The sequence below is a fragment of the Flavobacterium sp. Root901 genome, assembly GCF_001429765.1.
GTDB lineage: Bacteria > Bacteroidota > Bacteroidia > Flavobacteriales > Flavobacteriaceae > Flavobacterium.
Genome location: NZ_LMJB01000005.1, coordinates 986,344 through 1,009,220 on the forward strand (window position 1 = coordinate 986,344; position 22,877 = coordinate 1,009,220).

The 22,877-nt window shown below is 34.4% G+C and carries 18 protein-coding genes; 10 read left to right on the plus strand and 8 right to left on the minus strand.

Annotation, left to right across the window (positions count from 1 at the left end; translation table 11 throughout):
- Positions 1 to 61: 61 nt before the first annotated feature.
- On the minus strand, positions 62 to 1,129 hold the full coding sequence (locus ASE21_RS07985; RefSeq protein WP_057122074.1) for a trypsin-like peptidase domain-containing protein: 1,068 nt from the start codon (positions 1,127 to 1,129) through the stop codon (positions 62 to 64).
- Between the two features lie 33 nt (positions 1,130 to 1,162).
- Positions 1,163 to 2,401 carry a hypothetical protein gene (locus ASE21_RS07990; RefSeq protein ID WP_057122075.1) on the minus strand — a complete coding sequence of 413 codons (1,239 nt, stop codon included), beginning with the start codon at positions 2,399 to 2,401 and terminating at the stop codon, positions 1,163 to 1,165.
- Between the two features lie 227 nt (positions 2,402 to 2,628).
- On the opposite strand from ASE21_RS07990, the gene ASE21_RS07995 reads away from it, so the two are divergent.
- From ASE21_RS07995 to ASE21_RS08015, 5 genes are all read left to right on the plus strand, one after another.
- Complete coding sequence (locus ASE21_RS07995; protein WP_057122076.1) at positions 2,629 to 4,167, plus strand: glycine--tRNA ligase; 1,539 nt, start codon at positions 2,629 to 2,631, stop codon at positions 4,165 to 4,167.
- A gap of 254 nt (positions 4,168 to 4,421) precedes the next feature.
- Positions 4,422 to 5,279 (plus strand): LytR/AlgR family response regulator transcription factor, encoded by an 858-nt coding sequence (locus tag ASE21_RS08000; RefSeq protein ID WP_057122077.1) that lies wholly within the window; start codon positions 4,422 to 4,424, stop codon positions 5,277 to 5,279.
- 176 nt (positions 5,280 to 5,455) lie between these two features.
- The gene (locus tag ASE21_RS08005) at positions 5,456 to 5,731 is read left to right on the plus strand and encodes a hypothetical protein (protein WP_057122078.1); all 276 of its coding nucleotides are present in this window, start codon (positions 5,456 to 5,458) and stop codon (positions 5,729 to 5,731) included.
- 93 nt (positions 5,732 to 5,824) lie between these two features.
- The gene (locus ASE21_RS08010; protein ID WP_057122361.1) at positions 5,825 to 7,882 is read left to right on the plus strand and encodes a tetratricopeptide repeat-containing sensor histidine kinase; all 2,058 of its coding nucleotides are present in this window, start codon (positions 5,825 to 5,827) and stop codon (positions 7,880 to 7,882) included.
- Positions 7,872 to 8,570 carry a response regulator gene (locus ASE21_RS08015; protein ID WP_057122079.1) on the plus strand — a complete coding sequence of 233 codons (699 nt, stop codon included), beginning with the start codon at positions 7,872 to 7,874 and terminating at the stop codon, positions 8,568 to 8,570. The genes ASE21_RS08010 and ASE21_RS08015 overlap by 11 nt, the downstream gene beginning before the upstream one ends.
- Before the next feature lie 82 nt (positions 8,571 to 8,652).
- Here the strand turns inward: ASE21_RS08015 and thiL are convergent, their stop codons facing one another.
- A complete protein-coding gene (gene thiL / locus ASE21_RS08020) occupies positions 8,653 to 9,699 on the minus strand; it encodes a thiamine-phosphate kinase (RefSeq protein WP_057122080.1) in 1,047 nt (348 codons plus the stop codon).
- A 358-nt stretch (positions 9,700 to 10,057) separates the two neighbouring features.
- Between thiL and ASE21_RS08025 the strand changes: the two genes are divergently transcribed.
- Positions 10,058 to 10,537, plus strand: a complete 480-nt coding sequence (locus ASE21_RS08025; protein ID WP_057122081.1) for a DinB family protein — start codon at positions 10,058 to 10,060, stop codon at positions 10,535 to 10,537.
- A gap of 52 nt (positions 10,538 to 10,589) precedes the next feature.
- Positions 10,590 to 11,087, plus strand: coding sequence for a DinB family protein (locus ASE21_RS08030; RefSeq protein WP_057122082.1), 498 nt, complete (start codon positions 10,590 to 10,592; stop codon positions 11,085 to 11,087).
- A gap of 37 nt (positions 11,088 to 11,124) precedes the next feature.
- Here ASE21_RS08030 and ASE21_RS08035 read toward each other — a convergent pair whose 3' ends face one another.
- From ASE21_RS08035 to ASE21_RS08055, 5 genes are all read right to left on the minus strand, one after another.
- Positions 11,125 to 12,084 (minus strand): helix-turn-helix transcriptional regulator, encoded by a 960-nt coding sequence (locus tag ASE21_RS08035; RefSeq protein WP_057122083.1) that lies wholly within the window; start codon positions 12,082 to 12,084, stop codon positions 11,125 to 11,127.
- A 113-nt stretch (positions 12,085 to 12,197) separates the two neighbouring features.
- Complete coding sequence (locus ASE21_RS08040) at positions 12,198 to 12,812, minus strand: outer membrane beta-barrel protein (RefSeq protein ID WP_057122084.1); 615 nt, start codon at positions 12,810 to 12,812, stop codon at positions 12,198 to 12,200.
- Between the two features lie 521 nt (positions 12,813 to 13,333).
- Complete coding sequence (lepA, locus tag ASE21_RS08045) at positions 13,334 to 15,130, minus strand: translation elongation factor 4 (RefSeq protein WP_057122085.1); 1,797 nt, start codon at positions 15,128 to 15,130, stop codon at positions 13,334 to 13,336.
- A 164-nt stretch (positions 15,131 to 15,294) separates the two neighbouring features.
- Positions 15,295 to 16,032 (minus strand): NUDIX hydrolase, encoded by a 738-nt coding sequence (locus ASE21_RS08050; RefSeq protein ID WP_057122086.1) that lies wholly within the window; start codon positions 16,030 to 16,032, stop codon positions 15,295 to 15,297.
- 19 nt (positions 16,033 to 16,051) lie between these two features.
- On the minus strand, positions 16,052 to 16,768 hold the full coding sequence (locus ASE21_RS08055; protein ID WP_057122087.1) for an NUDIX hydrolase: 717 nt from the start codon (positions 16,766 to 16,768) through the stop codon (positions 16,052 to 16,054).
- 492 nt (positions 16,769 to 17,260) lie between these two features.
- On the opposite strand from ASE21_RS08055, the gene ASE21_RS08060 reads away from it, so the two are divergent.
- Genes ASE21_RS08060 through ASE21_RS08070 form a run of 3 tightly spaced genes read left to right on the plus strand, consistent with a single transcriptional unit; the run spans position 17,261 to position 22,831 of the window.
- A complete protein-coding gene (locus tag ASE21_RS08060; protein WP_057122088.1) occupies positions 17,261 to 20,365 on the plus strand; it encodes a SusC/RagA family TonB-linked outer membrane protein in 3,105 nt (1,034 codons plus the stop codon).
- A 12-nt stretch (positions 20,366 to 20,377) separates the two neighbouring features.
- Positions 20,378 to 21,958: a RagB/SusD family nutrient uptake outer membrane protein gene (locus ASE21_RS08065; RefSeq protein WP_057122362.1), complete on the plus strand. Its 1,581-nt coding sequence runs from the start codon at positions 20,378 to 20,380 to the stop codon at positions 21,956 to 21,958.
- An 18-nt stretch (positions 21,959 to 21,976) separates the two neighbouring features.
- Positions 21,977 to 22,831: a hypothetical protein gene (locus ASE21_RS08070; RefSeq protein ID WP_057122089.1), complete on the plus strand. Its 855-nt coding sequence runs from the start codon at positions 21,977 to 21,979 to the stop codon at positions 22,829 to 22,831.
- Positions 22,832 to 22,877 lie beyond the last annotated feature (46 nt).

Genomic DNA, 22,877 nt, shown 5'->3' on the forward strand with positions numbered 1-22,877 from the left:
TTGGAATTATATTAAAACCCTAACAGATATTTCTGTTAGGGTTTCTAAATGCTTGGTCTATTTACAATTTGGCTGTACTTGCAAATTCACATCCATAAGTTTCATTTAAGTAATTATCCATAAAATCGGCTTTTTCTGCAAGTCCAATTAATTTGTCTAATTCCTGCTGTCCGTATTTTTTATTAAAAAGATCTGTATAATGTGTTCTGTATGTTATAAAAATGTTTTTCTCCCAGGTTCCAAGATTATACGGAAAGTTTTCATTAGATAAAATATACCTCATAATTGGCTCAAGATTTCCTGCCGGAAGTTCGTTGATTGGAGAATTTGCGCAAACAAAATTTGTATTGTAAATGTAAATTCTGATTAATGTACTTCCTTGATAAAACTGCCAGTACTCATATCCATCTCGTGCTAAAATCGGGTTAATGCCTTTTGCAATCATTCCGCTTTCGATTTTTTGAGCCAATGCTGTGATTTCGTTTTCACTAAACAGATTTTTATCTATTTCGACACCGCAATTATCACAGTATTCTGTTTCCTCTTCTATACAGCAGCTGCAGCTGTTACAGATCACAGAAAAGCGCTGTGGATTTTCTTTTTTATAAATATTTATGATAGTTAAAAGGCGGTCAACAGGAACTGTAAAACCAATATTGTCAGCATCTGTAAATTTAGAAGTATTGATTCCAACTATTTCTCCTGCGTTGTTAATTAGCGGTCCTCCTGAATTTCCCGGATTTATAGGAGCATCTGTCTGAATGTACTTTTTTCCTTGAAAAAGCTGGTCAGGAGCAGAAATGATTCCTTTGGTTTCCGTATACGGTAAACCATATGGATATCCTAATGCATACACTTCATCTCTTGATTTTAATGTTGAAATATCGGATAAAATTAATTCAGGTAAATTCGAAAAATCCTCATTTACTTTTATTATCGCAATGTCTTCAGACTGGCTGATCATTACAACAGTTCCTTCATAACTGTTTTTATCACATGTTTCTACACATACTTTTTTATGACCTTCAACTACATGATGGTTGGTAATCAATGCATTGATATTAGATAAATAGAATGCAGTTCCAGAACCGGCAGCAGTTCTTATTTTAAATATTGATTGTTGTTTCATTTTAATTAAGCTTTGATGTAATTCTGTTATTCTTTATTTGCCAAATCCTGATAGAAATCCAGAAAGTATATTTTTATATTGTTTCATATAGTCATGAATGCTTTCTCCAGCATCATCTGCTTGTTTGTTAGTATGATTTGTGTTTTTATACACAAAATCTTTTCCCGTATTTTGATAAAAGAAATCAAGAACTTCAATTAGAATTTCAGCAGCTTCCTGCCAGTCTTTTTGGGCAGCTTCCTTAAGCCCGTATAAAATTACCTTTTCATCACGGCTTTCAATATTAAAATAAGACAAAGCATAGTATAAAGCATAATAGCTGTTAAAAGCAGACTCGATATAATTCTCCACACTATAAGCTTCTTCCGAATTTCCAAGATAATCTTCGACCCAGTTTTCAAGCTGCGTTCTGTTTGTATTTCGTTTGTTTGAGATTAGGTTGAAAGTGATATTACAGTAATCACTAAAATCTGCCATATCAATTTCTTCCACAAATTTGAAAAACACTTTTCCGGCTTTCAATTTGTCAATCATATTGATGTTTCGGTCATACAGCGTATCGATTGTTTCATCCATTTTGTTTAAAAGAATGCCTGTCGGGTTGCAGTACAAACGAATTTGGCTTATTCCGATAAAAATGCTGTCAATCGCATTATTCAGATTTCTTTTTGTTTCAAAATGTTGGATGTTTTCTACTCTTTCTGATGCAATTTCTTTACATACTTTTAAGTATTCTGCCAATTTATCGCTTTCATAATTGGTAACCATTGGTTCAACCATTCGTTCAGCATTAAATTTTGTAACAAATTCATCGTCATACTTGTCGGCATTGAAAGTAACATTTTGCAAAATGTCATATATTTTCCAAGGGTTGCATAACTCTAAAGGCATATCATACACAAACTTCATTTCGTTATCCAAAAGTTTGATGTTAGGCAGTGTCATGTAAGAAAAATTAATTTCACTGCATTTTCTTAAAATAGGAATAAATTTAGCTTCAGGTAGTTTAATAAACGGAGCTTCTATAAAAAGATGGTTGTTTTCGACTTTTAAGATTATAATTGAAGATCCGTGAGGAATTGTAAAAATCGTTTTTTCGGGATTTGAATAATGTTCGTAAATATTTGGATCCAGATAGTTTAGAAAATCTACTAATGATTGTTGATAGTTTTCTTTTTCATAGTTATCTACACAAGAATTCCATGCAGAAATATTAAGCTCCTTATATAAACTTGAGTTTATAGGAGAATAATAAGAAATGCTTTTTTTCATAAGAATAATATTATTTTTTAGTGCAAAAATAATCACTTTTTTCTTATAAAAAAGCTATTTAATAATTTTAACTTATTGCTAAATAAGATTTTAAGATTTTCAAAAAAACAGAATGCTGAATAAAGCTTTTTCAATAATATATTTATTTCTAATGAATTAAAATTTAAAGAAGTAAAAGTTTAATTAAATACAAAAATTTAATACACTTTTTATATTTTTGCATCACTATGGCAAAACAAGAAGATATATTTAAGAATGTGGTTTCGCACGCAAAAGAGTACGGATTTATTTTTCCGTCAAGCGAAGTTTACGATGGTTTAAGTGCAGTTTATGATTATGCACAAAACGGTGTCGAATTAAAAAAGAATATCCGCGAATACTGGTGGAAATCAATGGTTCAGATGAATGAAAATATTGTCGGCCTTGACGCTGCAATATTGATGCATCCAACAACCTGGAAAGCTTCTGGCCACGTTGATGCTTTTAACGACCCATTAATTGATAATAAAGATTCGAAAAAAAGATATAGAGCAGATACTTTAGTTGAAGATTATGCTGAAAAGTTAAATCAAAAGGCAGAAAAAGAAATCGAAAAAGCAAAGGCTCGTTTTGGTGATGCATTCAATAGAGAAGAATTTGTTACTACAAACGCTCGTGTTGTTGAATATCTTTCAAAAAAAGAAGAAATTTTAGCAAGACTTGCAAAAGGAATGACAGATGATCTTCAGGATGTAAAAGCCTTAATTGAAGAATTAGGAATTGCTGATCCTGAAACTGGTTCTAAAAACTGGACAGATGTTAAGCAGTTCAACCTAATGTTCGGAACAAAACTGGGAGCTTCTGCAGAATCTGCTATGGATTTATATTTACGTCCGGAAACAGCGCAGGGTATCTTTGTAAACTTCTTAAACGTTCAGAAATCTGGTCGTATGAAAGTTCCTTTTGGAATTGCTCAAACGGGTAAAGCGTTCAGAAACGAAATTGTTGCGAGACAATTTATTTTCCGTATGCGTGAATTCGAACAAATGGAAATGCAGTTTTTTGTGCGTCCTGGAGAAGAAATGAAATGGTACCACCACTGGAAAGAGACACGTTTGAAATGGCACTTGTCTTTAGGATTAGGAAAAGAAAACTACCGTTTTCACGATCACGAAAAATTAGCACACTACGCAAATGCAGCTGCAGATATTGAGTTTAATTTCCCTTTTGGTTTCAAAGAATTAGAAGGAATTCACTCTCGTACAGACTTCGATTTAAAAGCTCACGAAGAGTATTCAGGAAGAAAATTACAATATTTTGATCCTGAACTAAATGAAAACTATGTGCCATACGTAGTCGAAACTTCTGTTGGTTTGGATCGTATGTTTTTAGCTGTTTTTGCAACATCGCTGCAGGAAGAAACTTTAGAAGATGGTTCTGAAAGAACAGTTCTAAAATTACCGGCAGTTTTAGCACCAACAAAAGCAGCAGTTTTACCATTAATTAAAAGAGACGGTTTACCGGAAATTTCAAGAAAAATCATTGAAGATTTAAAATGGGATTTCAATGTGGCGTATGATGAAAAAGATGCTGTTGGTCGCCGTTACAGAAGACAAGATGCTCTTGGAACTCCATTTTGTATTACAGTAGATCATCAAACGCTTGAAGACGAAACGGTAACCATTCGTCATAGAGATACAATGAAACAAGATCGTGTAAAAATAGCTGAATTAAGAGGTATTATTGAAAACGAAGTTTCGATGAAAAACTGGCTTATGAAAATGTAATTTTTAAATTCACATCATATAAATCCCAAATTCTTATAGAGTTTGGGATTTTTTTAATTTAAAATTTAATGTATTTTGTCGAATATTTGGGCATTTTATCCAGATGTGTTAACATTTAGCCGGAAACTATTAACAATGAAATGATTGGATAATTGAAATCCGTAATTTTAAGTGGGATTTTGAATTAAAAAAGTAAATTTAAAATACGATGAAGCGGTTAATATCGCGAAATCCTGAAATCAATAAAAGAGAAATTGAAAAAATATTCGTACATCATTGTTGATAACGACGCAGAAAGTATTTTGAAAACCAGAATCGCAGCTGAAGGTTTTTCGGAATTAGCTTTTATCGCTTCTGCTGCGAATTATACTCAGGGACTTCATTTGGTATTAGAACACCGTCCTTCTTTTGTTTTTTTAGAAATAGATCCACAGGATTCAGCAAGTAATTTATCTCTTTCATTTATTGGCGAATTATACCGCTATTTATCTGTTCTCCCAAAAATCATTATAACCACTACAAAAAAGGAATTGGCTTTTGAAGCTATTCAATACAGCGTTTTGGATTATATTATAAAGCCTTTAACGCATATCGATTTACAAAAAACTCTTTTAAAGTTCGAAAAATCATTATTAGAACCAAAAGAGAAACGATGCAGTGAAACAAATTTAGACCCAGTTAATATTCCCGAAATTACCTTTTTAAGGGAAGAAAATGTTCCGGTAATCATTACAGATCAAAAAATACAGCCTCAGGCTCCAAAACCACTTACAATTTGTATTAAATCTTATGGTGACCATCGTTACATAAATGCAGATGATATCTGCTATTTTCAGGCTGATAACAATTCTACAGATATCTTTTTGAACAATGGTGATATGATCACAGCATTTAAAACGCTGAAACATTTTGAACAGGTTTTAAATTATCCTTTTGTTCGAATTCACAACAGTTATATTATCAATAGAAACTACATTGCGAGAATTCATAACGGAAACTCAGTTTGTTACATAAAAAACTCCACGAAAAAGATTCCTTTTTCAAAAACCTACAAATCAAACGTTGATTTTATCATCTCTGATTTTTCTGCAGGAAATTATTTAGAAGTCTAGTAATTAGGCTTTTACATAGATTTGATGCCCATTGACTATCAATTGGGTATGTTTTACCACGAAGCTATTTTTTTATATAGATTTTTTGGATTACGGTAGTAGTTTTACACCCAGATTAGCAGACCAAAGCAATCGAAAACCCCAAATAAAAAAATCTAAATTAAACACATTAAGTTATGAAAAAGACAGCTTTAACAATCGGATTATTTTCTTTAGTAGTAGTAGCAACTTCATTTGCAAACCACGAAAATGGTAAATCAAACTCAAAAGGAATAGTAACAGAGCTTGGAATTGATGGAGGACAAAAAACTGGTACTGATAGAAAACAAGATGTTATACAGTCGATCGATGGAGGACAAAAAACAGGTACAGACAGAAAACAAGATTATACAAATGCAGGAGGATTTGGATCTGATTCTCAATTTACTACATCAACCCGTAAAATGGATTAATTAAAAAGTAAAAATATAAGAAAAGGCTATCAATTGTTGATAGCCTTTTTTTGTATGCATACTTTTCCTATTTTTGATGAAAATCAGAATATATTGAAAAAATACAGCCAAATATTATTGCTTTTACTCTTAATTTTATTTGGTTGTACCAAGAAAAGCAGCTTTTATGAAAATGTAAATTCTTCAAAAGATAGCCTGCCGGTTTATTTATCGCTGGCCAATGATATTAACCTGCCGTATAAATTTAAACAGCAGTATAATGAAAAAGCTTTATCTATTATTTTAAATGAAAAAGATGATTCCTTAAATAAAGTAAATTTATTTAAAGTTGCCAACAGATACTATAATATGAATGACTTAAAATCATATGGACGTATCTCTAAATTAATCATATCAAGATCACAAAGCAGCAATGATTCGGTCAATTTAGCAAAAGCATACACTTATCTTGGAGATTATTACAGCAGTCAGTCTATTTCAGACAGCGCTTTTTTAGTTTACTTTAAAGCAGAAAAACTGTATAAACAAATTAACGATAAAACAAATTTGGCTAAAACATATTTAAGTAAGGCCGATCTTCAGTTTAAGGAAAGTGATTTGTTTGAAAGTGAAATTACAATTTTTAAAACGCTTAAAATACTTAAAGATCAGGAAAATGTGAGCGATCTGCTGTACCATTGTTATAATTTGTTAGGCATATTATACAATGAGCGTGAAGAATACAATAAGGCTTTGGAGTTTCATAATAAAGCACTAAATATTCTGAAAGACAAGTCAATTCCGTCAGACCTTCAGCTTAAAGCAACTTCCTTTAATAATATTGGTTTTGTTTATTTGAGCATGAAAGATTATAAAAAATCAAAAATAAATTTTAATGAAGGTCTCAAACAAAAAAACTTATTTCAGGAAAGCACGTCATTGTACGCAATGCTGCTGGATAATCTGGCGTACTCAAAATTTAAATTAAATGAGTTTAAAGATATTCCGGAACAGTTTTACAGGTCTTTAAAAATTAGGGACAGTTTGAATTTGACGTCGGGAATCATTTTAAATAAAATACATTTATCTGAATTTTATGCGGTTAAAAACGATACTTTTCGGGCCATTCAATTTTCTAAGCAGGCTTTGAATCTTTCTAAAAAATCCAATAAATTAAGAAATACACTGGAAGCCCTGAAACAATTGGCAACTGTTGATCCTAAAAATGCTTCTAAATATTCTAAAGAATATATTTTGCTAAATGATAAAATGTTAAAGTCAGAACGCAAAATGGGCGAAAAATTCTCCCGCATAGAATATGAAACCAATGAAATAAAAGATCAAAACTCGAATTTGCAGGAGAAAAACAAAACGCTTGTTTATGTTTTCAGTATTTGTACATTGTTAGGTTTGTTTTTCTATGTTTATAAAACGCAGCAGGCTAAAAACCGGGAATTAATTTTTAAGCAGCAGCAGCAGATTGCAAATGAAGATATTTATAATTTGATGATTTCGCAGCAAAATGAAATTGAATCAACCCGAATTAAAGAAAAGAAAAAAGTTGCGCAGGAATTACACGACGGCGTTTTAGGACGAATGTTTGGAATCAGGATAAGTCTGGATAGTCTGGATAAAATGGATGAAGAACAAGCCGCAGCAAAGCGCAAAAAATATCTTGCTGAATTAAAACATATTGAAGAGGATATTCGCGAAATTTCCCACGACTTAAATAGAGAAAAATCAGAATTAATAAATAACTTTGTCGTAATTTTAAAAAAACTATTTGATAATCAGAGAAATACGTATCCGGCAAAGCTGATTACTTCTTTTGATTCTCATATAAAATGGGAGCTTGTAAACAATGTGGTCAAAATTAATTTGTACCGAATTGTTCAGGAAGCCCTTCAAAATTGCAATAAATACGCAAAGGCAAGTACAATTAAGGTGGAGTTTAAAAGTGAAATCGACCATTTGGTTTTGTCTGTCTTTGATGACGGAATTGGATTTAATCCCAAACGAACAAAAAACGGAATTGGACTGCATAATATTGAATACCGAGCTGCAGAATGTAAAGGCACCGTTGCTATAAAATCTGCTAAAGGAGAAGGAACACTTCTGGTTGTTAAAGTTCCGATTGATCAAAAAATAAATCTGCAAACAAATGACACTTAATTTCAAAGCCCCAAATTCGGAATTAGTACAGCTTAACATCTTAATTGTTGATGATCATCCTTTTATTATCGAAGGATATAAAAATGCCATAACCCGGTATAATCCAAAAGAATACGATTTTATAATTGCACAGGCGCACGATTGTAAGTCTGCTTACGATTTGCTCGAAGATGAAAATACACCACAGTTTGAAATCGCTTTTTTAGACATCAGCATGCCGGCTTATGAAGAAAAAAATCTGTATTCCGGTGAGGATCTTGCCAAATTGATTTTAAAGAAAATGCCCTACTGTAAAATTGTTTTATTGACAATGTATACAGAATTGCTGAAAATAAAAACAATCATAAGAACAATTAACCCAAACGGTTTAATTATTAAAAACGACCTGACTTTTGATGAATTGCTGTTTGCATTTGATAAAGTAATGAAAAGCGAAAAATATTACAGTCAGTCGGTTGTCAAAATGCTGAATCAGGCACCACATAATTCAATAGAAATTGATGAATTTGATAAACAGATTTTGTTTCACCTTTCAAAAGGAACAGAACTAAGCGAAATGCCGCAATACATACCAATTTCTTTAACCGAAATTGAAAAACGCAGAATCAGCCTTAAAGAATTACTCAAAATACGCTCAGGCTCTGACGATGATTTGGTAAGAGAAGCCAAGAGTAAGGGACTTTTTTAAAAGCTAATCCCAAAATAAAAATTCCAAATTCCAACGATATCAGTTTTGGAATTTGGAATTTTTTATTTAGAATTTTAAAACCTTATTCATAAAGAGCATCCCAACCACGGGCTTTTAAAGCAATTTTTGTGTTAGCGCGGGTTACGATATGAATTCCTTCACTTTCATCTGCCATGTGGCCAATAATGGAGAAATTCGGATTTCCTTTTATTTTATCAAAATCATTAATATCAATTGTAAAAAGAAGTTCATAATCTTCTCCGCCGTTAATGGCAACCGTTGTGCTGTCGATATTAAATTCTTCGCAAGTTGAGATAAACTGCGGATCCAACGGAAGTTTGTCTTCATACAAATTACAACCCACTTTTGATTGTTTGCACAAATGAATAATTTCTGAAGATAATCCGTCAGAAATATCAATCATGGAAGTTGGTTTTATTTCAAGTGCATGTAAAAGTGTACGAACATCTGTTCTGGCTTCTGGTTTCAATTGCCTTTCGACTAGATAAGTATATGGATCTAAATCTGGCTGGCTGTTTGGGTTTACCTGAAAAACCTGTTTTTCGCGTTCTAAAACCTGTAATCCCATATAAGCAGCGCCAATATCTCCGGTTACCACAAGCAGATCAGTTTGTTTGGCCCCGTTTCTGTAAACGATTTCATTTTCATCTGCTTCACCAATAGCGGTTATGCTGATAATTAATCCTTTTTGAGATGAGGTTGTATCACCGCCAATAACATCAACTTTATATTCTTTTGCGGCGTGTGTAATGCCTTCAAATAGTTCTTCTAATGCTTCTAACGGAAAACGGTTAGAAACGGCTACAGAAACCGTAATTTGAGTTGGTTTCGCATTCATGGCACAAATGTCAGACAGATTTACTACGACTGCTTTGTAGCCTAAATGCTTCAATGGCATATAAGCCAGGTCAAAATGTACGCCTTCAATTAATAAATCGGTTGAAACAACGGCCTTTTTATCTTTAAAATCAAGAACAGCGGCATCATCGCCAATACTTTTTAAAGTTGATTCCTGAGTAATATCAAAATTTCGGGTTAAATGGTCAATTAAGCCAAACTCGCCTAATTGTGCTAAACTGGTACGCTGCGGATTTTTATCTTCGATCATTTTTTTAGAGTGCAAAGGTTTTTAAGGTGCAAAGGTACAAAGGATTTTTTTAAAGATGCTAAGATTCTGAGATGCTAGGGTTCTGAGGTTTTTATAGACGTCATGTATATCTGTAGAGACGCACCGCAGTACGTCTACGCCACATATTTCAATAGTGTAAATTTTTCTTTGTCGATTCTCTTTGTGTAGACGCACTGTGGTACGCCTCTACAGTGCTTCTCTACAAATAAACATGGCATTTTTGCAATCCGTTTTTACACCGAAAAAAAAATATTTAAATTTATTTTTTCCTGCTGACAAACTGTTGTCACCAGCCCATTTTACTTTTGAAGTATAGAAAATTTAAAACTTTAAAATTATGAAAACGTTAGAAGCACAAGTAATTACTTCAGAAGATTTATTAAAACACTGGCAAGGCCACCGCGCACTTACACGTCGTTTAATTGAATTATTTCCGGAGAAAGATTTTTTCGAATTTTCAATTGGAAGAATGCGTCCTTTTGCAAAATTAGTTGACGAACTTTTGGCAATTGCGGTTCCGGGTTTGAAAGGAATTGTAACTAAAGAAACCGCACCATTTTCTGAAGGAACAGAAAAACTGATTTTTAAAGCACAGTATCTTGAAAAATGGGACGAAGCGACAGCAGAAATCAATAAATATTGGGAACAATTGTCTATTGAAGATTTCAGCGAAACCTTTAATCTTTTTGGACAATATGAGTTTCCTGTTATTCAAAATATCCTGTATTTTATTGACAATGAAATTCATCACCGCGGACAGGCATATGTGTATTTAAGAGCTTTAAATATCGAGCCGCCTTTTTTCTGGGAAAGATAATACTCTGGGTTTAAAATTATAACTTTATAAAACTAACCTAAAACTAACGGCTATGAGTTTAAAAAAGATAATGTCCAATTATGCAGATTATAATTTATGGGTAAACCAGCAATTCGTGAATTGGCTTTCGCCGAAATCCGATGCGCTGCTGTATGCCGAGGTGCCTTCGAGTTTTTCAACTATTATAAAAACACTCGATCATATTTGGTCTACAGAAGAATATTGGTTTTCTGTTATTTCTGAAACTGATCTTTCAGAAAAGAAACCTGAAACTGAATTATCAAAAGAGGAAATCTTCGCGGGTTTGTTAAATTCATCTGCAAAATTGAAACATCTTATTAACTCATTGACAGAAGAAGATTTAGTTAAAGAAGTGGAAATTAGTAATCCGTGGTTTGAGTGCGAACTTCCGGTTTCTGAATATCTTATTCAGGTTATTAATCACGGAACTTATCACAGAGGCCAGATTGTAACCATGGGGCGGAATATAGGAATTACAGATGCCTCAAATACAGATTATAACTTCTATAATGTTATAAAACAGAAATAAATAAAAAACTCCCGAAGAGAATCTCCCGGGAGTTTTTTTATAAAAGTCTTTGCTTGTTAATTTCCAGTAATTCTAAAACTCGGGTTTTTAAGTTTTCCGGTTCCAGGATTTTAGCATAATCACCAAACATCAAAAACCATCGCGCAAAACCATTATTAAGATCACGGCACATAAATGTCATTTCGATTTCGTCTCCAATTTGTTTTTCTGAAACAAAACCATGATATTTCCTGTCAAAAACTAAATACTTGGTAATTTTCTTTTCAACCAGAATACGCACTTTTGTTGTCAGGATAGTTTTGTCTTTGACGAGATATGTTTCCAGAGAATCATGTTCGATTGTAAAATCTAAATCAGTTTTTTTAATACCCTGAATTCTGTCGGTTCTAAATTGTCTATAATCTTTTCTAAGGTGGCAATAGCCTAAAAAATACCAATTGTTATTATCATGAAACACCCCAACAGGTTCTAAATTTCGCTGCGTAGTTTCGTCTTTATCAAAAGTTTTATAGGTTAAAAGAATTTGCTTTTTTTCGGCAATTCCTTCAAAAAGAATTGCCAAAGTATTTGGGGAATTATCGTTGAACATTGGCTCTGCTGTATGCATCAGAATTCTGGATTCAATGTTCGAAAGATAATCTTTATCATTACTTCTTAAAACAGATTTCAGTTTATACATCGCCGATACATAATATGTACCCAAAGACGGATCAGTAAATTTCTGCATTAATTTTTCTGCCGCAATAAAACTGCTCACTTCTTCTCGCGTAAACATAACTGGTGGAAGCCGGTAACCTTCCATCAAAGCATAACCAACTCCCGCTTCGCTGTAAATAGGAACTCCGGAAGCTTCAAGCGTTCGAATATCTCTGTAAATAGTTCGCAGACTGCAATCAAAACGATCTGCCAATTCCTGAGCTTTTACAATTTTTTTAGATTGTAATTGAATCAGAATGGCAACAATTCGGTCAAATCGTTTTGGGCTTTCGTCGAGCATTTTTTAAATTTCTACTATTTTGAGCTGCTAAGATAATAAGGTTAATATTTATAAAAATAAAAAAAGCTGTCCCAAATTGAGACAGCTTTCTATGTGAAAATCGTAAAGCGAATTTAGAATCGGTACAATAAACCAAATTGCGGCTGATCGAATATATTTTCAAACAAGTTAATGTTTAACTGAAAAGTATCAGACGAAGGACCATTTTCAGGAGAAACACTATTGTATGACAGCATATTTGCCAATACAAAAGTTACAGCGACATTTTTAGTTATAAAATAGTTTAAACCAACATTAATATCGGCGGTTATACTATTTGTTGTGTCATCAAGAACATCACTTTCGTATTTATTTCTTCCAAAACCTAAACCGGCTTCAGCATAAGCTTTAAAACGTTTTTTGTCTAATTCTAAGAAATAGTAACGGGCAAATGCACCAGCGCCAAAAACAGTTGTTTTTTCATAAGGCGTCTCTTGTTTGATACTCGCATAATCTACTTTTGCCCCGACAGCAAATTTATCATTTAGGAAATAACCAAACTTTGGACTAAATCCATAATAATCTTCTTCTCCGCCAGTACTAATTTTAATAGAACCTTCAAGAAACATATCTCCGTTTGAGAACGTAACACCTTTTGCTGAATTCATTTCAGAATCTGCATCCATTTGTTGTGCGCTTGCGAAATAAAAAGTAAATAGCGCTAAAATAACCGAAAATTTAGTTTTCATAATCTTACATTTAATTTGTTGTAAGATTAAAGTTATGTTTTTATCGTAAAATTAACTTTATCTCCGACTAAATGCGTTAAAAGTTAAGTTATCAAGTTAATATTTATAGTTTTTGGTAGGTTTTATCTTGTAAAATTTTGAATTTTAATTCAGTGGTGGAAATACTATTCGTAGACGCACTGCGGTGCGTCTCTACAATTCTGCGTCGATAACGGAACGGAAGGAAAAGTTTTTTTATAATTCGATCTCGATAACGGAATAAAATACGAAATATCTTTCCACAATATTTGTCTGTAGAGACGCACCGCATTGCGTCTGCGTCCAGTAAGTCTAAGTCCGAATTAATAGCATGGATCTTAACTCCTCAGTACTTTAATGGTTTTGAAAATGATAGATTTATTCAAAATTTAATTTTGGACGGCGGTCTTAATCAGCCTTCAGCATAAACAAAAAACCCGATAACATTATGCTATCGGGTTTAATCTATATTCTTGATTCTTTCGTCTATTTTCTAAAAAAACTTAATCATTCAATTTCAAAACAGCCATAAACGCTTCTTGCGGAATCTCAACGTTTCCTACTTGTCTCATACGTTTTTTACCTTTTTTCTGTTTTTCCAGCAATTTACGCTTACGCGAAATATCTCCACCGTAACATTTTGCGGTAACGTCTTTACGAAGTGCTTTAATAGTTTCACGAGCGATAATTTTTGCTCCAATTGCAGCCTGAATCGGAATGTCGAATTGTTGTCTCGGAATCAACTCGCGTAATTTCTCGGTCATTTTTTTACCGATGTTATAAGCGTTATCTTCGTGAATCAAAGCAGAAAGTGCATCAACAGTCTGTGCATTTAAAAGAACGTCAAGTTTAACTAATTTCGAAGTTCTCATTCCGATTGGAGAATAATCAAAAGAAGCATAACCTTTAGAAACTGTTTTTAAACGATCATAAAAATCGAATACAATTTCAGCAAGAGGCATGTCAAAATTCAACTCAACACGTTCTGTTGTTAAATAAGTCTGATTGGTAATTAAACCACGTTTTTCAATACATAAACTCATTACGTTTCCAACGAAATCAGATTTTGTAATAATCGTAGCTTTAATATAGGGTTCTTCAACTCTGTCTAGTTTTGAAGGTTCCGGTAAATCAGATGGATTGTTTACTACCAATGCCGCTTCCGGATGTTTTTTGGTGTAAGCCAAATACGAAACGTTTGGTACTGTAGTAATTACAGTCATATCGAACTCACGTTCTAAACGCTCCTGAATAATTTCCATGTGAAGCATTCCTAAGAATCCGCATCGGAAACCAAAACCTAAAGCCGCAGAACTTTCCGGAGCAAATACCAGCGAAGCATCATTCAATTGAAGTTTCTCCATAGAAGAACGTAAATCTTCATAATCTTCGGTATCAACAGGATAAATTCCCGCAAATACCATTGGTTTTACGTCTTCAAAACCAGTAATCATATTGGTGGTAGGAACTTTAGCATCTGTAATTGTATCACCAACTTTTACTTCGCGTGCTTCTTTAATTCCAGAAATCAAATATCCAACATCTCCTGCAGAAACTACATTTTTAGGAACCTGATTTAATTTTAAAGTTCCAATTTCGTCAGCAAAATATTCATTGTCCGTAGCCATGAATTTAATTTTCTGACCTTTTTTGATTTCACCATTTACAACTCTAAAGATAACTTCGATTCCACGAAACGGATTGTAAACCGAGTCAAAAATCAAAGCTTGTAATGGTTCTTCCGGATTTCCTTTTGGAGCCGGTATTTTTTCGATAATTGCTGCTAAAATATTTTCAACACCAAAACCGGTTTTTCCGGAAGCGTGAATAATATCTTCTAATTTACATCCAAGTAAATCAATAATGTCATCGCTAACTTCTTCAGGGTTAGCACTAGGTAAATCAACTTTATTTAAAACCGGAATAATTTCCAGGTCATTTTCTAAAGCCAGATACAAGTTAGAAATAGTCTGCGCCTGAATACTCTGTGCGGCGTCAACGATCAAAAGTGCACCTTCGCAGGCAGCAATCGATCTTGAAACTTCGTATGAAAAATCTACGTGACCGGGAGTATCGATTAAGTTCAGGATATATTCTTCACCTTTGTAAGTGTATTCCATTTGTATGGCGTGACTTTTTATAGTAATTCCACGCTCACGCTCCAGGTCCATGTTGTCAAGCAATTGTGCTTTTTCTTCACGAGCTGTAACCGTTTGTGTAGCACCCAATAAGCGGTCTGCCAATGTACTTTTACCGTGGTCAATGTGTGCAATAATGCAAAAATTACGAATCTTCTTCATTTTAAATATATCAGTTCTCTAACGAGTTTAAGTATTTTTTGGATGTAAATTGCGCTATAACAATTGTTTCATAGCTGCTTATTAAGGGGCAAAGATAGCGCAAAGTTTTGGATTCTGGAATGATGTGCGACTGATAGTTAAAAGGCGGAATTTAATTTTTTTTGTTAAAATTCAAAATTAAAACCTTTTTCAGTCAGTTTCTTGTAGATTTCGGCATCAAATTTATAGAGTTTTGCCGCTCTGTGCGAAACATCTTTCTGCTTCTCATCGAGTTCCAAAAGCAGTTTCATATGAAGAATTTTTCTGCGAAAATTAGATTTATCCAGTTCAACACCAAGAATTTCTTCATAAAGATGCATTAACTGCAGTAAGGTAAATTTTTCCGGCAGCAGATTAAACCCAATAGGAGCCTGACGCACGCGATTTCTAAGCTGCATCAAACTAAAATCTAAAATCTCATTATGGTCAAAAATTAAATTTGGGATCTCATTAATTTTACACCATTTTGCTTCGCGAACGGCCAAACTTGCTTTAACATTATAATCTTCCTGATTAACAAGCGTATAATATCCAATAGTTACTACACGTCGGTCCAGAACACGATTTGGGTTTGTAAAAGCTTTTAACTGCTCCAGATAAATATTGTCCAGACTTGTAAGTTCGTACAAAATTCGCTGTGCGGCGGCATCGGCACTTTCTTCTCTTTTCAGCCAGCCTCCTAATAAACCCCAGCTTCCTTCACTTTCGCCTTCAGCATGCTGCACCAAAAGCACTTCAAGGCTTTCTTTTTTAAAACCAAAAATAACACAGTCAATTGTAATTCCTTCAACTGCAGATGTAGTAGTATTAGAAGCAGATTTGCTTTCGGTTTTAGAAGTTTTTTTAGAAGATACTGTTGCCATTTAGCCTTTATGCGTTTTTTTAAAATTCAAAATTGAAACCTTTTTCGGTTAGTTTTTTATAAATGTCCGGATCGAATTTGTATAATTTGGCAGCGCGATGCGAAACATCCTGCTGTTTTTCATCTAAAACAACCAGTAATTTCATGTGAAGAATTTTTCTGCGAAAATTAGATTTATCCATTTCAATTCCGAGAATTTCTTCATACAGATGCATCAACTGCAGTAAAGTAAATTTTTCCGGTAAAAGATTAAATCCGATGGGTGCCTGACGAACGCGGTTACGAAGATTTTGTATGCTGTAAGATAAAATTTCATTATGGTCGTAAATCAAATCCGGAATACTGTTGATTTTATACCATTTAGCATCAGAAGCGGTAAAACCGGCTTTAATGTTGTAATCTTCTCTTTTTACCAGTGCATAATATCCTATAGTTATAACACGTCGGAGGGGGAAACGATCCGGATCTCCAAAGGCTTTTAACTGCTCCAGGTAAATATTGTCAAGACCTGTAAGTTCATTTAATAAACGATGTGCTGCATCATCGGTACTTTCTTTTTTATAAATCCATCCGCCGGGAAGCCCCCATTTTCCTTTACTGATACCTTCTGCATGCTGGACCAAAAGTACTTCCAGACTTCCTTCGTCAAAACCAAAAACAACGCAGTCAATAGTGATTGCATTCATTGCATTTTGTTCGCTTTTTGCAACAGAGCCGGCATCTACTTTTTTATCCATATGCGAAATAAATTTTGACAAATTAAACAAATAAAATGCACAACTGTCTTTTTTGATTACTTAATATTTTTTTAACAAAGCAAAAAATTGATAATCAGTTCGTTGAAATTAAGATGGAAAATCAATTTCAAAATAAATTTTTTTAAATGATTGATTGTCAAAATGCTATAGCATAGTTTATTCAATATTTTTTTTCCTGATTTTAATGCTCTTCTTATTAGATTGATAAAAATGAAACCTCATAAATCCGAATTGAAAAAAAATAACCTTAATATTTTGCTAAAATAGAAAAAAAGTTTTACACTTGTAGTCAAATTTACCATAAGATAAGTTCAAGATGACTATAAGTTTTAACGAGAACGATTTACAGGTAATAATGAACTCAGAAATATTTTAAAATTTAAATGTTTTTGAATCAGAAAACTTTCAGACGAAACTTAGACTTTGATTATATAACTGTAACTAACTTAATTTAAACCAACTCTTTTTACTATGAAAAGCAAATATTGTATTAAAACAGCAATGCTCTCGTTTTGTACGACACTGTTGTTTAGCTTATTTATGATGCCGCCGGCTTTTGCCCAGGCACAATCCAGAACTGTAAGCGGAATTGTAACATCGGCTGTTGACGGCATGGGAGTTCCCGGAGCAACAGTTGCAGTTGAAGGAACTAAAATTGGTGCCGCAACCGATTTTGATGGAAACTATAAAATAGAAGCAAAAGCCGGAGACGTTCTGGTTTTTACTTTTATCGGATTTAAAACGCAGAAAGTAACTGTAGGAACTCAAAAAACTATAAATGTTACGATGCAGGAAGAAACAGCAGAACTAAAGGAAATTGTCGTTATTGGGTACGGAACGCAAAAGAAAAAGGTAAATACTGCCGCAACTTCATTAGTTTCAGGAAAAGATATCCAGCAGGTCGCCAGTCTTGATGTTGTAAATGCTTTACAAGGTCAGGCTTCGGGAGTTTCTGTTACTTCTTCTTCTGGTCAGCCGGGAGCAAATATGGTGGTAAACATTCGTGGTGCCGGAACAGCAGGGAACAGCGATCCGCTGTATGTGGTTGATGGTGTTGTGGTAGATAACGGAATCGGGTATCTTGATCCATCGGTTATAGAAAGGGTCGATGTTCTTAAAGATGCTTCGGCAGCTTCTATTTACGGTGCAAGAGCGGCAAACGGAGTTATTTTGGTGACAACCAAAAAAGGGAAAGACGGAAAAATGAATGTTTCGTTTAATTCTTATACAGGTTTTCAGCAGGTTGCTAAAAAACTTGATTTAATGAATACTCAGGAATATACCACAATTGCAAACGAAGCACGTGTAAATTCTGGTTATGCACCATTATATACTCAGGCACAAATCGCGGCATTTCCTAATCATGACTGGCAGGACGATTTGTTCAATGAAGGAGCAATCAAACAAAACCATTCTCTTTTGATTACCGGAGGCGATAAAAAATCGACAATTGCAACCGGATTATCTTACTACGGACAAGAAGGAATGATTGGCGGAGTTGCCAATCAATCGCAATATGACCGTATTACTTTTAGTGTAAATTCAACTTCGGAAGTTATTGAAAATCATTTGAAAATTGGAGAAAACTTCACTTTTGCAAATGTAAAAAGCAGCGGAATTGCTGATGACGGAATTTACAGCAACGGAATCAGAAGCTTTTTAAACGCAGCACCAATCGATGCAGCGTATGATGCAAACGGAGATTTTGCCCATTCTGTTATTTCAGCAGATATCAGCAATCCGGTTGGATCATTATACTATAACAACTTCAATCAGACTAAAAATAACCGTTATGTTGGAAATATTTTCGCCGAATTAAAATTCCTAAAAGATTTTACTTTCAGAACGAGTTTTGGTGTAGATATGACTGATAGTAATTTCCGTTCTTTCAGACCTGTTTATTCACTTTCTTCAAATGATAATAATACAGTTTCAAGCGTTACGCAAAGCGCGACGAAAAGTTCAGGATGGATTTTTGAAAACACTTTGCAGTATAAAATCACAATTGCAAACGCACACAATTTTGATGTTTTAGTAGGAACTTCGGCTAAAAAGAATACTTCTGATTATATGGAAGGTCAGGGAAGAAATTTAATTTTTGATGATTTCGCCCATGCTTATCTTGATAATGCAAAAGATCCAACTTCAAATGTTGTAAAAGGAAATCGTAGAGATTATGCGATCCAGTCTTATTTCGGACGTTTACTATACGATTACAACAATAAATATTTATTTTCTGCAACAGTTCGTCGTGACGGTTCTTCAGAATTTGGTCCAAATAACAAATATGCTGTTTTTCCATCTTTTTCAGCCGGTTGGAATCTGGATAAGGAAAGTTTCCTGTCAGGTTTGTTTTCAGAAAAAAACGGTTTAAATACTTTAAAACTTAGAGGAAGCTGGGGACAAAACGGTAATGACCAGTTTGCAAGACGATTTGCTTATATGTCAACCGTAAACTCTACAGATAAAACATATCATTTTGGAACCGGTGATGAAACATTATTAGTTGGTTCAAGCCCGGACCAGCTGGCAAACCGTGATTTAAAATGGGAAACTTCAGAGCAGTTGGATTTAGGTTTTGATGCTGTATTGTTTAACAATTTTACTTTGACATTCGATTATTACGATAAAAAAACAAAAGACTGGTTAGTTCTGGCTTCGATTCCAACTTATGCAGGAGCAACGGCACCTTATATTAATGGTGGTGATGTAAGCAATAAAGGTTTTGAAATTGGTTTAGGATACCGTACGCATATTGGGAAAGACTGGAATTTCGGCATTAATGCAAACCTTTCGCGCAACCAGAACAAGGTACTTAGAATTGCAAACAATGAAGGAATTATTCATGGAGAAACCAACGTATTGTTTCAGGGTTTAGACGAGATGAACCGTGTTGAAGTTGGAAAACCAATGGGTTATTTCTACGGATTAAAAACAGACGGAATTTTTCAGAATGCGGCAGAAGTTGCAGCGGGTGTTCAGCCAAATGCACAGCCCGGAGATGTTCGTTTTGTGGATTTGAATAATGATGGAAAAATTGACGCCAATGATAAAACGGAAGTTGGAAATCCAAATCCGGATATTAATTATGGTGTAAATCTGGAAGTTTCATACAAAGCTTTTGATTTCTCTATTAATACATACGGTATTGCGGGAGGACAAAACGTTTTTGGTGTTCATGATTATACACGTGCTTACACCAACAACACAACAGATATCTTGAACAGGTGGACAAGCGAAGGAACTTCTAACAGAACGCCGAGAGTTACTTACGGAACGGATGCTAACGGGAACTACACTAAATTCTCTGATTTGTATATTCAGAATTCTGATTTCTTCAGAATCAAAAATGCTACAATTGGATGTGATTTAACAAAGCTGACCAACAAACTTAGTTTCTTCACTAAATTCAGATTATACGTTGCCGGAAATAACATTTACACATTTACAAAATATCAGGGAATGGATCCGGAAATTGGTTTTGGAAACGTAAACCAGTCCTGGGCTAAAGGAATTGATGTTGGATATTACCCACAGCCGCGTACCTATATGATGGGTCTGAATGTTAACTTTTAAATTATGAAAACAATGAAACTATATATAAAATTATTTGCTCTTTCAAGCCTATTTATTTTAGGATCTTGTTCGGAAGATTTTTTGGAAAATGAACCATATACAGATAAAGTAACCGATAACTTTTACAAAACACCATCTGATGCTTTTGAAGGATTGGTTGCTGTGTATGACGTATTGCAGCGTGAAGCTTACGGCGGACCTTTGTTAATTAGTGAGCAGGCTTCTGATGATTGTTTTGGAGGTTATGGAATTGCCGATGGTCAGGCCGATATTGAATGGGACCGCTTTTTATATGTTTCAGATAAAGACATGAATAAAGATGTTTGGTCTAATGCTTATTTGGGAATTTACAGAGCCAACATTTTATTAGAAAATCTGGACAAAGTAAACTGGGGAGCCAACACCGCTTTGAAAACAAGATACGAAGCCGAAGCCCGTTTTTTAAGAGCACATTTTCATTTTACAGCGGCTAAAATGTTTGGAGATATTATTCCGCTGGATCATACCGTAACAACAAGCGAATTTGAATTGCCAAGACAATCTCCTGAAGTTACTTATGCATTAATTGCAAGCGATTTAAAATTTGCAGCAGATAATTTAGGTCCTGAAAATTATTCTCAAAACGGGAATGCAAATTTCGGACGCATTACAAAATGGGCAGCCGAAGCTTATTTAGCCAGAACATTTTTATTCTACACCGGAGTTTATAACAAAACAGATTTGGCTGGTGTAATTACAAAATCGCAGGCTGTAACTTATATTAATGATGTAGTAAATAACAGCGGACACGGCTTAGTAGCAGATTTTGCTAATCTTTGGTTAGCGGCATCTTTGGAAAATTTTGTCGGAGAAGATAATACAGAAATGGTTTGGGCCGTTCGTTTTAACGGTTCAGGAAAAGGAAACTGGGACTTACATGAAGGAAACCGTTTTCAGGTAAATATTGCACCACGTGGCGGAGCAATTGGAAAATATGCAACCGGATGGGGAGGCGCAACCGTAAATCCAAAATTGGTAACAGCTTACAGTCCCGCCGATACCAGAAAAGCTGCTTCATTTATTGATTACGCGGCAGAAAATTTAAATTTTGATGCTCAGGCAAGAGAACAGCGCCAGTACACAGGATATTCCTGGAAAAAATACTGCCCGATTACAAATGCAGCAGGAACAAGCGTAGTAGAAGCAAATGGAGGAAATTTCCAAATTGACAACTATCAGGATTATGCTATTATCCGTTTTGCCGATGTATTATTAATGGCTGCCGAATTGAACTTAGAATCAAATCCTGCTTTAGCGCAGACAGATTTAGACAGAGTTCGCGATCGTGCTTTTAAAAATACAGCAAACAGAGTTACGGCTAATATAGCAAACATTATGAAAGAGCGTCAGTTAGAACTTGCTTTGGAAGGACTTCGTTATTTCGATTTATTGAGACAAGGAATGTCTGTAACAAAACAGGCTATTGACAACAATACCGGAGATTCTCAGTTTAATGTGACTTTTAGAACAGAAACTCAAGGATGGCTGCCTTTACCACAGTCACAAATCATACTTTCAAATGGAACTATTACTCAAAATCCGGGATGGAATTAACTTTAAAACAAAATGATTATGAAACGCATATTATATATAGTATTAGCTGCAGTAACTATTGGTTCGACGTTATTTTCATGCGAACCTGTAGAGGACCGCGACAGTCTGCCGGCAGTAACTTTAACACCGTCTACACTTAAATTTTCGGTTACACAAAATCCTTCAAATACAAATGAAGTTATTTTAAGCAATCCGGATCCGGCGGTAATTCCGTATTGGAAATATGTAGACAGCAATGGAAATGAATTAGGACATTCAAACAAAAGCAGTGATAAAATCGCATTGCCTTTTGCAGGGAAATATACAGTTTATTATACTGCTTATACAAGAGGAGGTTCTGTAGATGCTGCTCCGGTTGAAGTTACGGTGACTAAAAATGATGAAGCGTATTTCAGTAACCCAAAATGGAATATGCTGACCAACGGAGTAGCAGGAAAAACATGGGAGTTAAACATGGCAGATCCTGTAGGATGGGCAGGTTTAGATTATCCTGCAGCATCTGGAGATAACTGGAACTGGTTTCCGGATTATGCAAGCAACTCTTGGGTAATGCCAAACAAAAACTGGGGCGAAATGCATTTTGACTTAAATGGGGGTTATAATACAAGTGTAACTCAGACAGCACTTGCAAGCGCACAGCAAAAAACTAAATCAGCAACCTATAATTTTGATATTGCAAACAACAAACTAACCTTTAATGGTGGTGTTGAAATGCTTTATGGTGGCGATTATTATGGAGATGTAAGCAACTGGTATAGTGTAAAAGTAGTTGAATTAACAGCAACATCATTACGTCTGGCGGTTATAAGAGACAAGAGCAGAACAGGCGAAGGCGTTTGTTTAATTGTTTTTCACTATAAACCTAAGCCATAACTTATTGTAAAAAAACAAACTACCGGTAGGTTCCTGATACAGATGC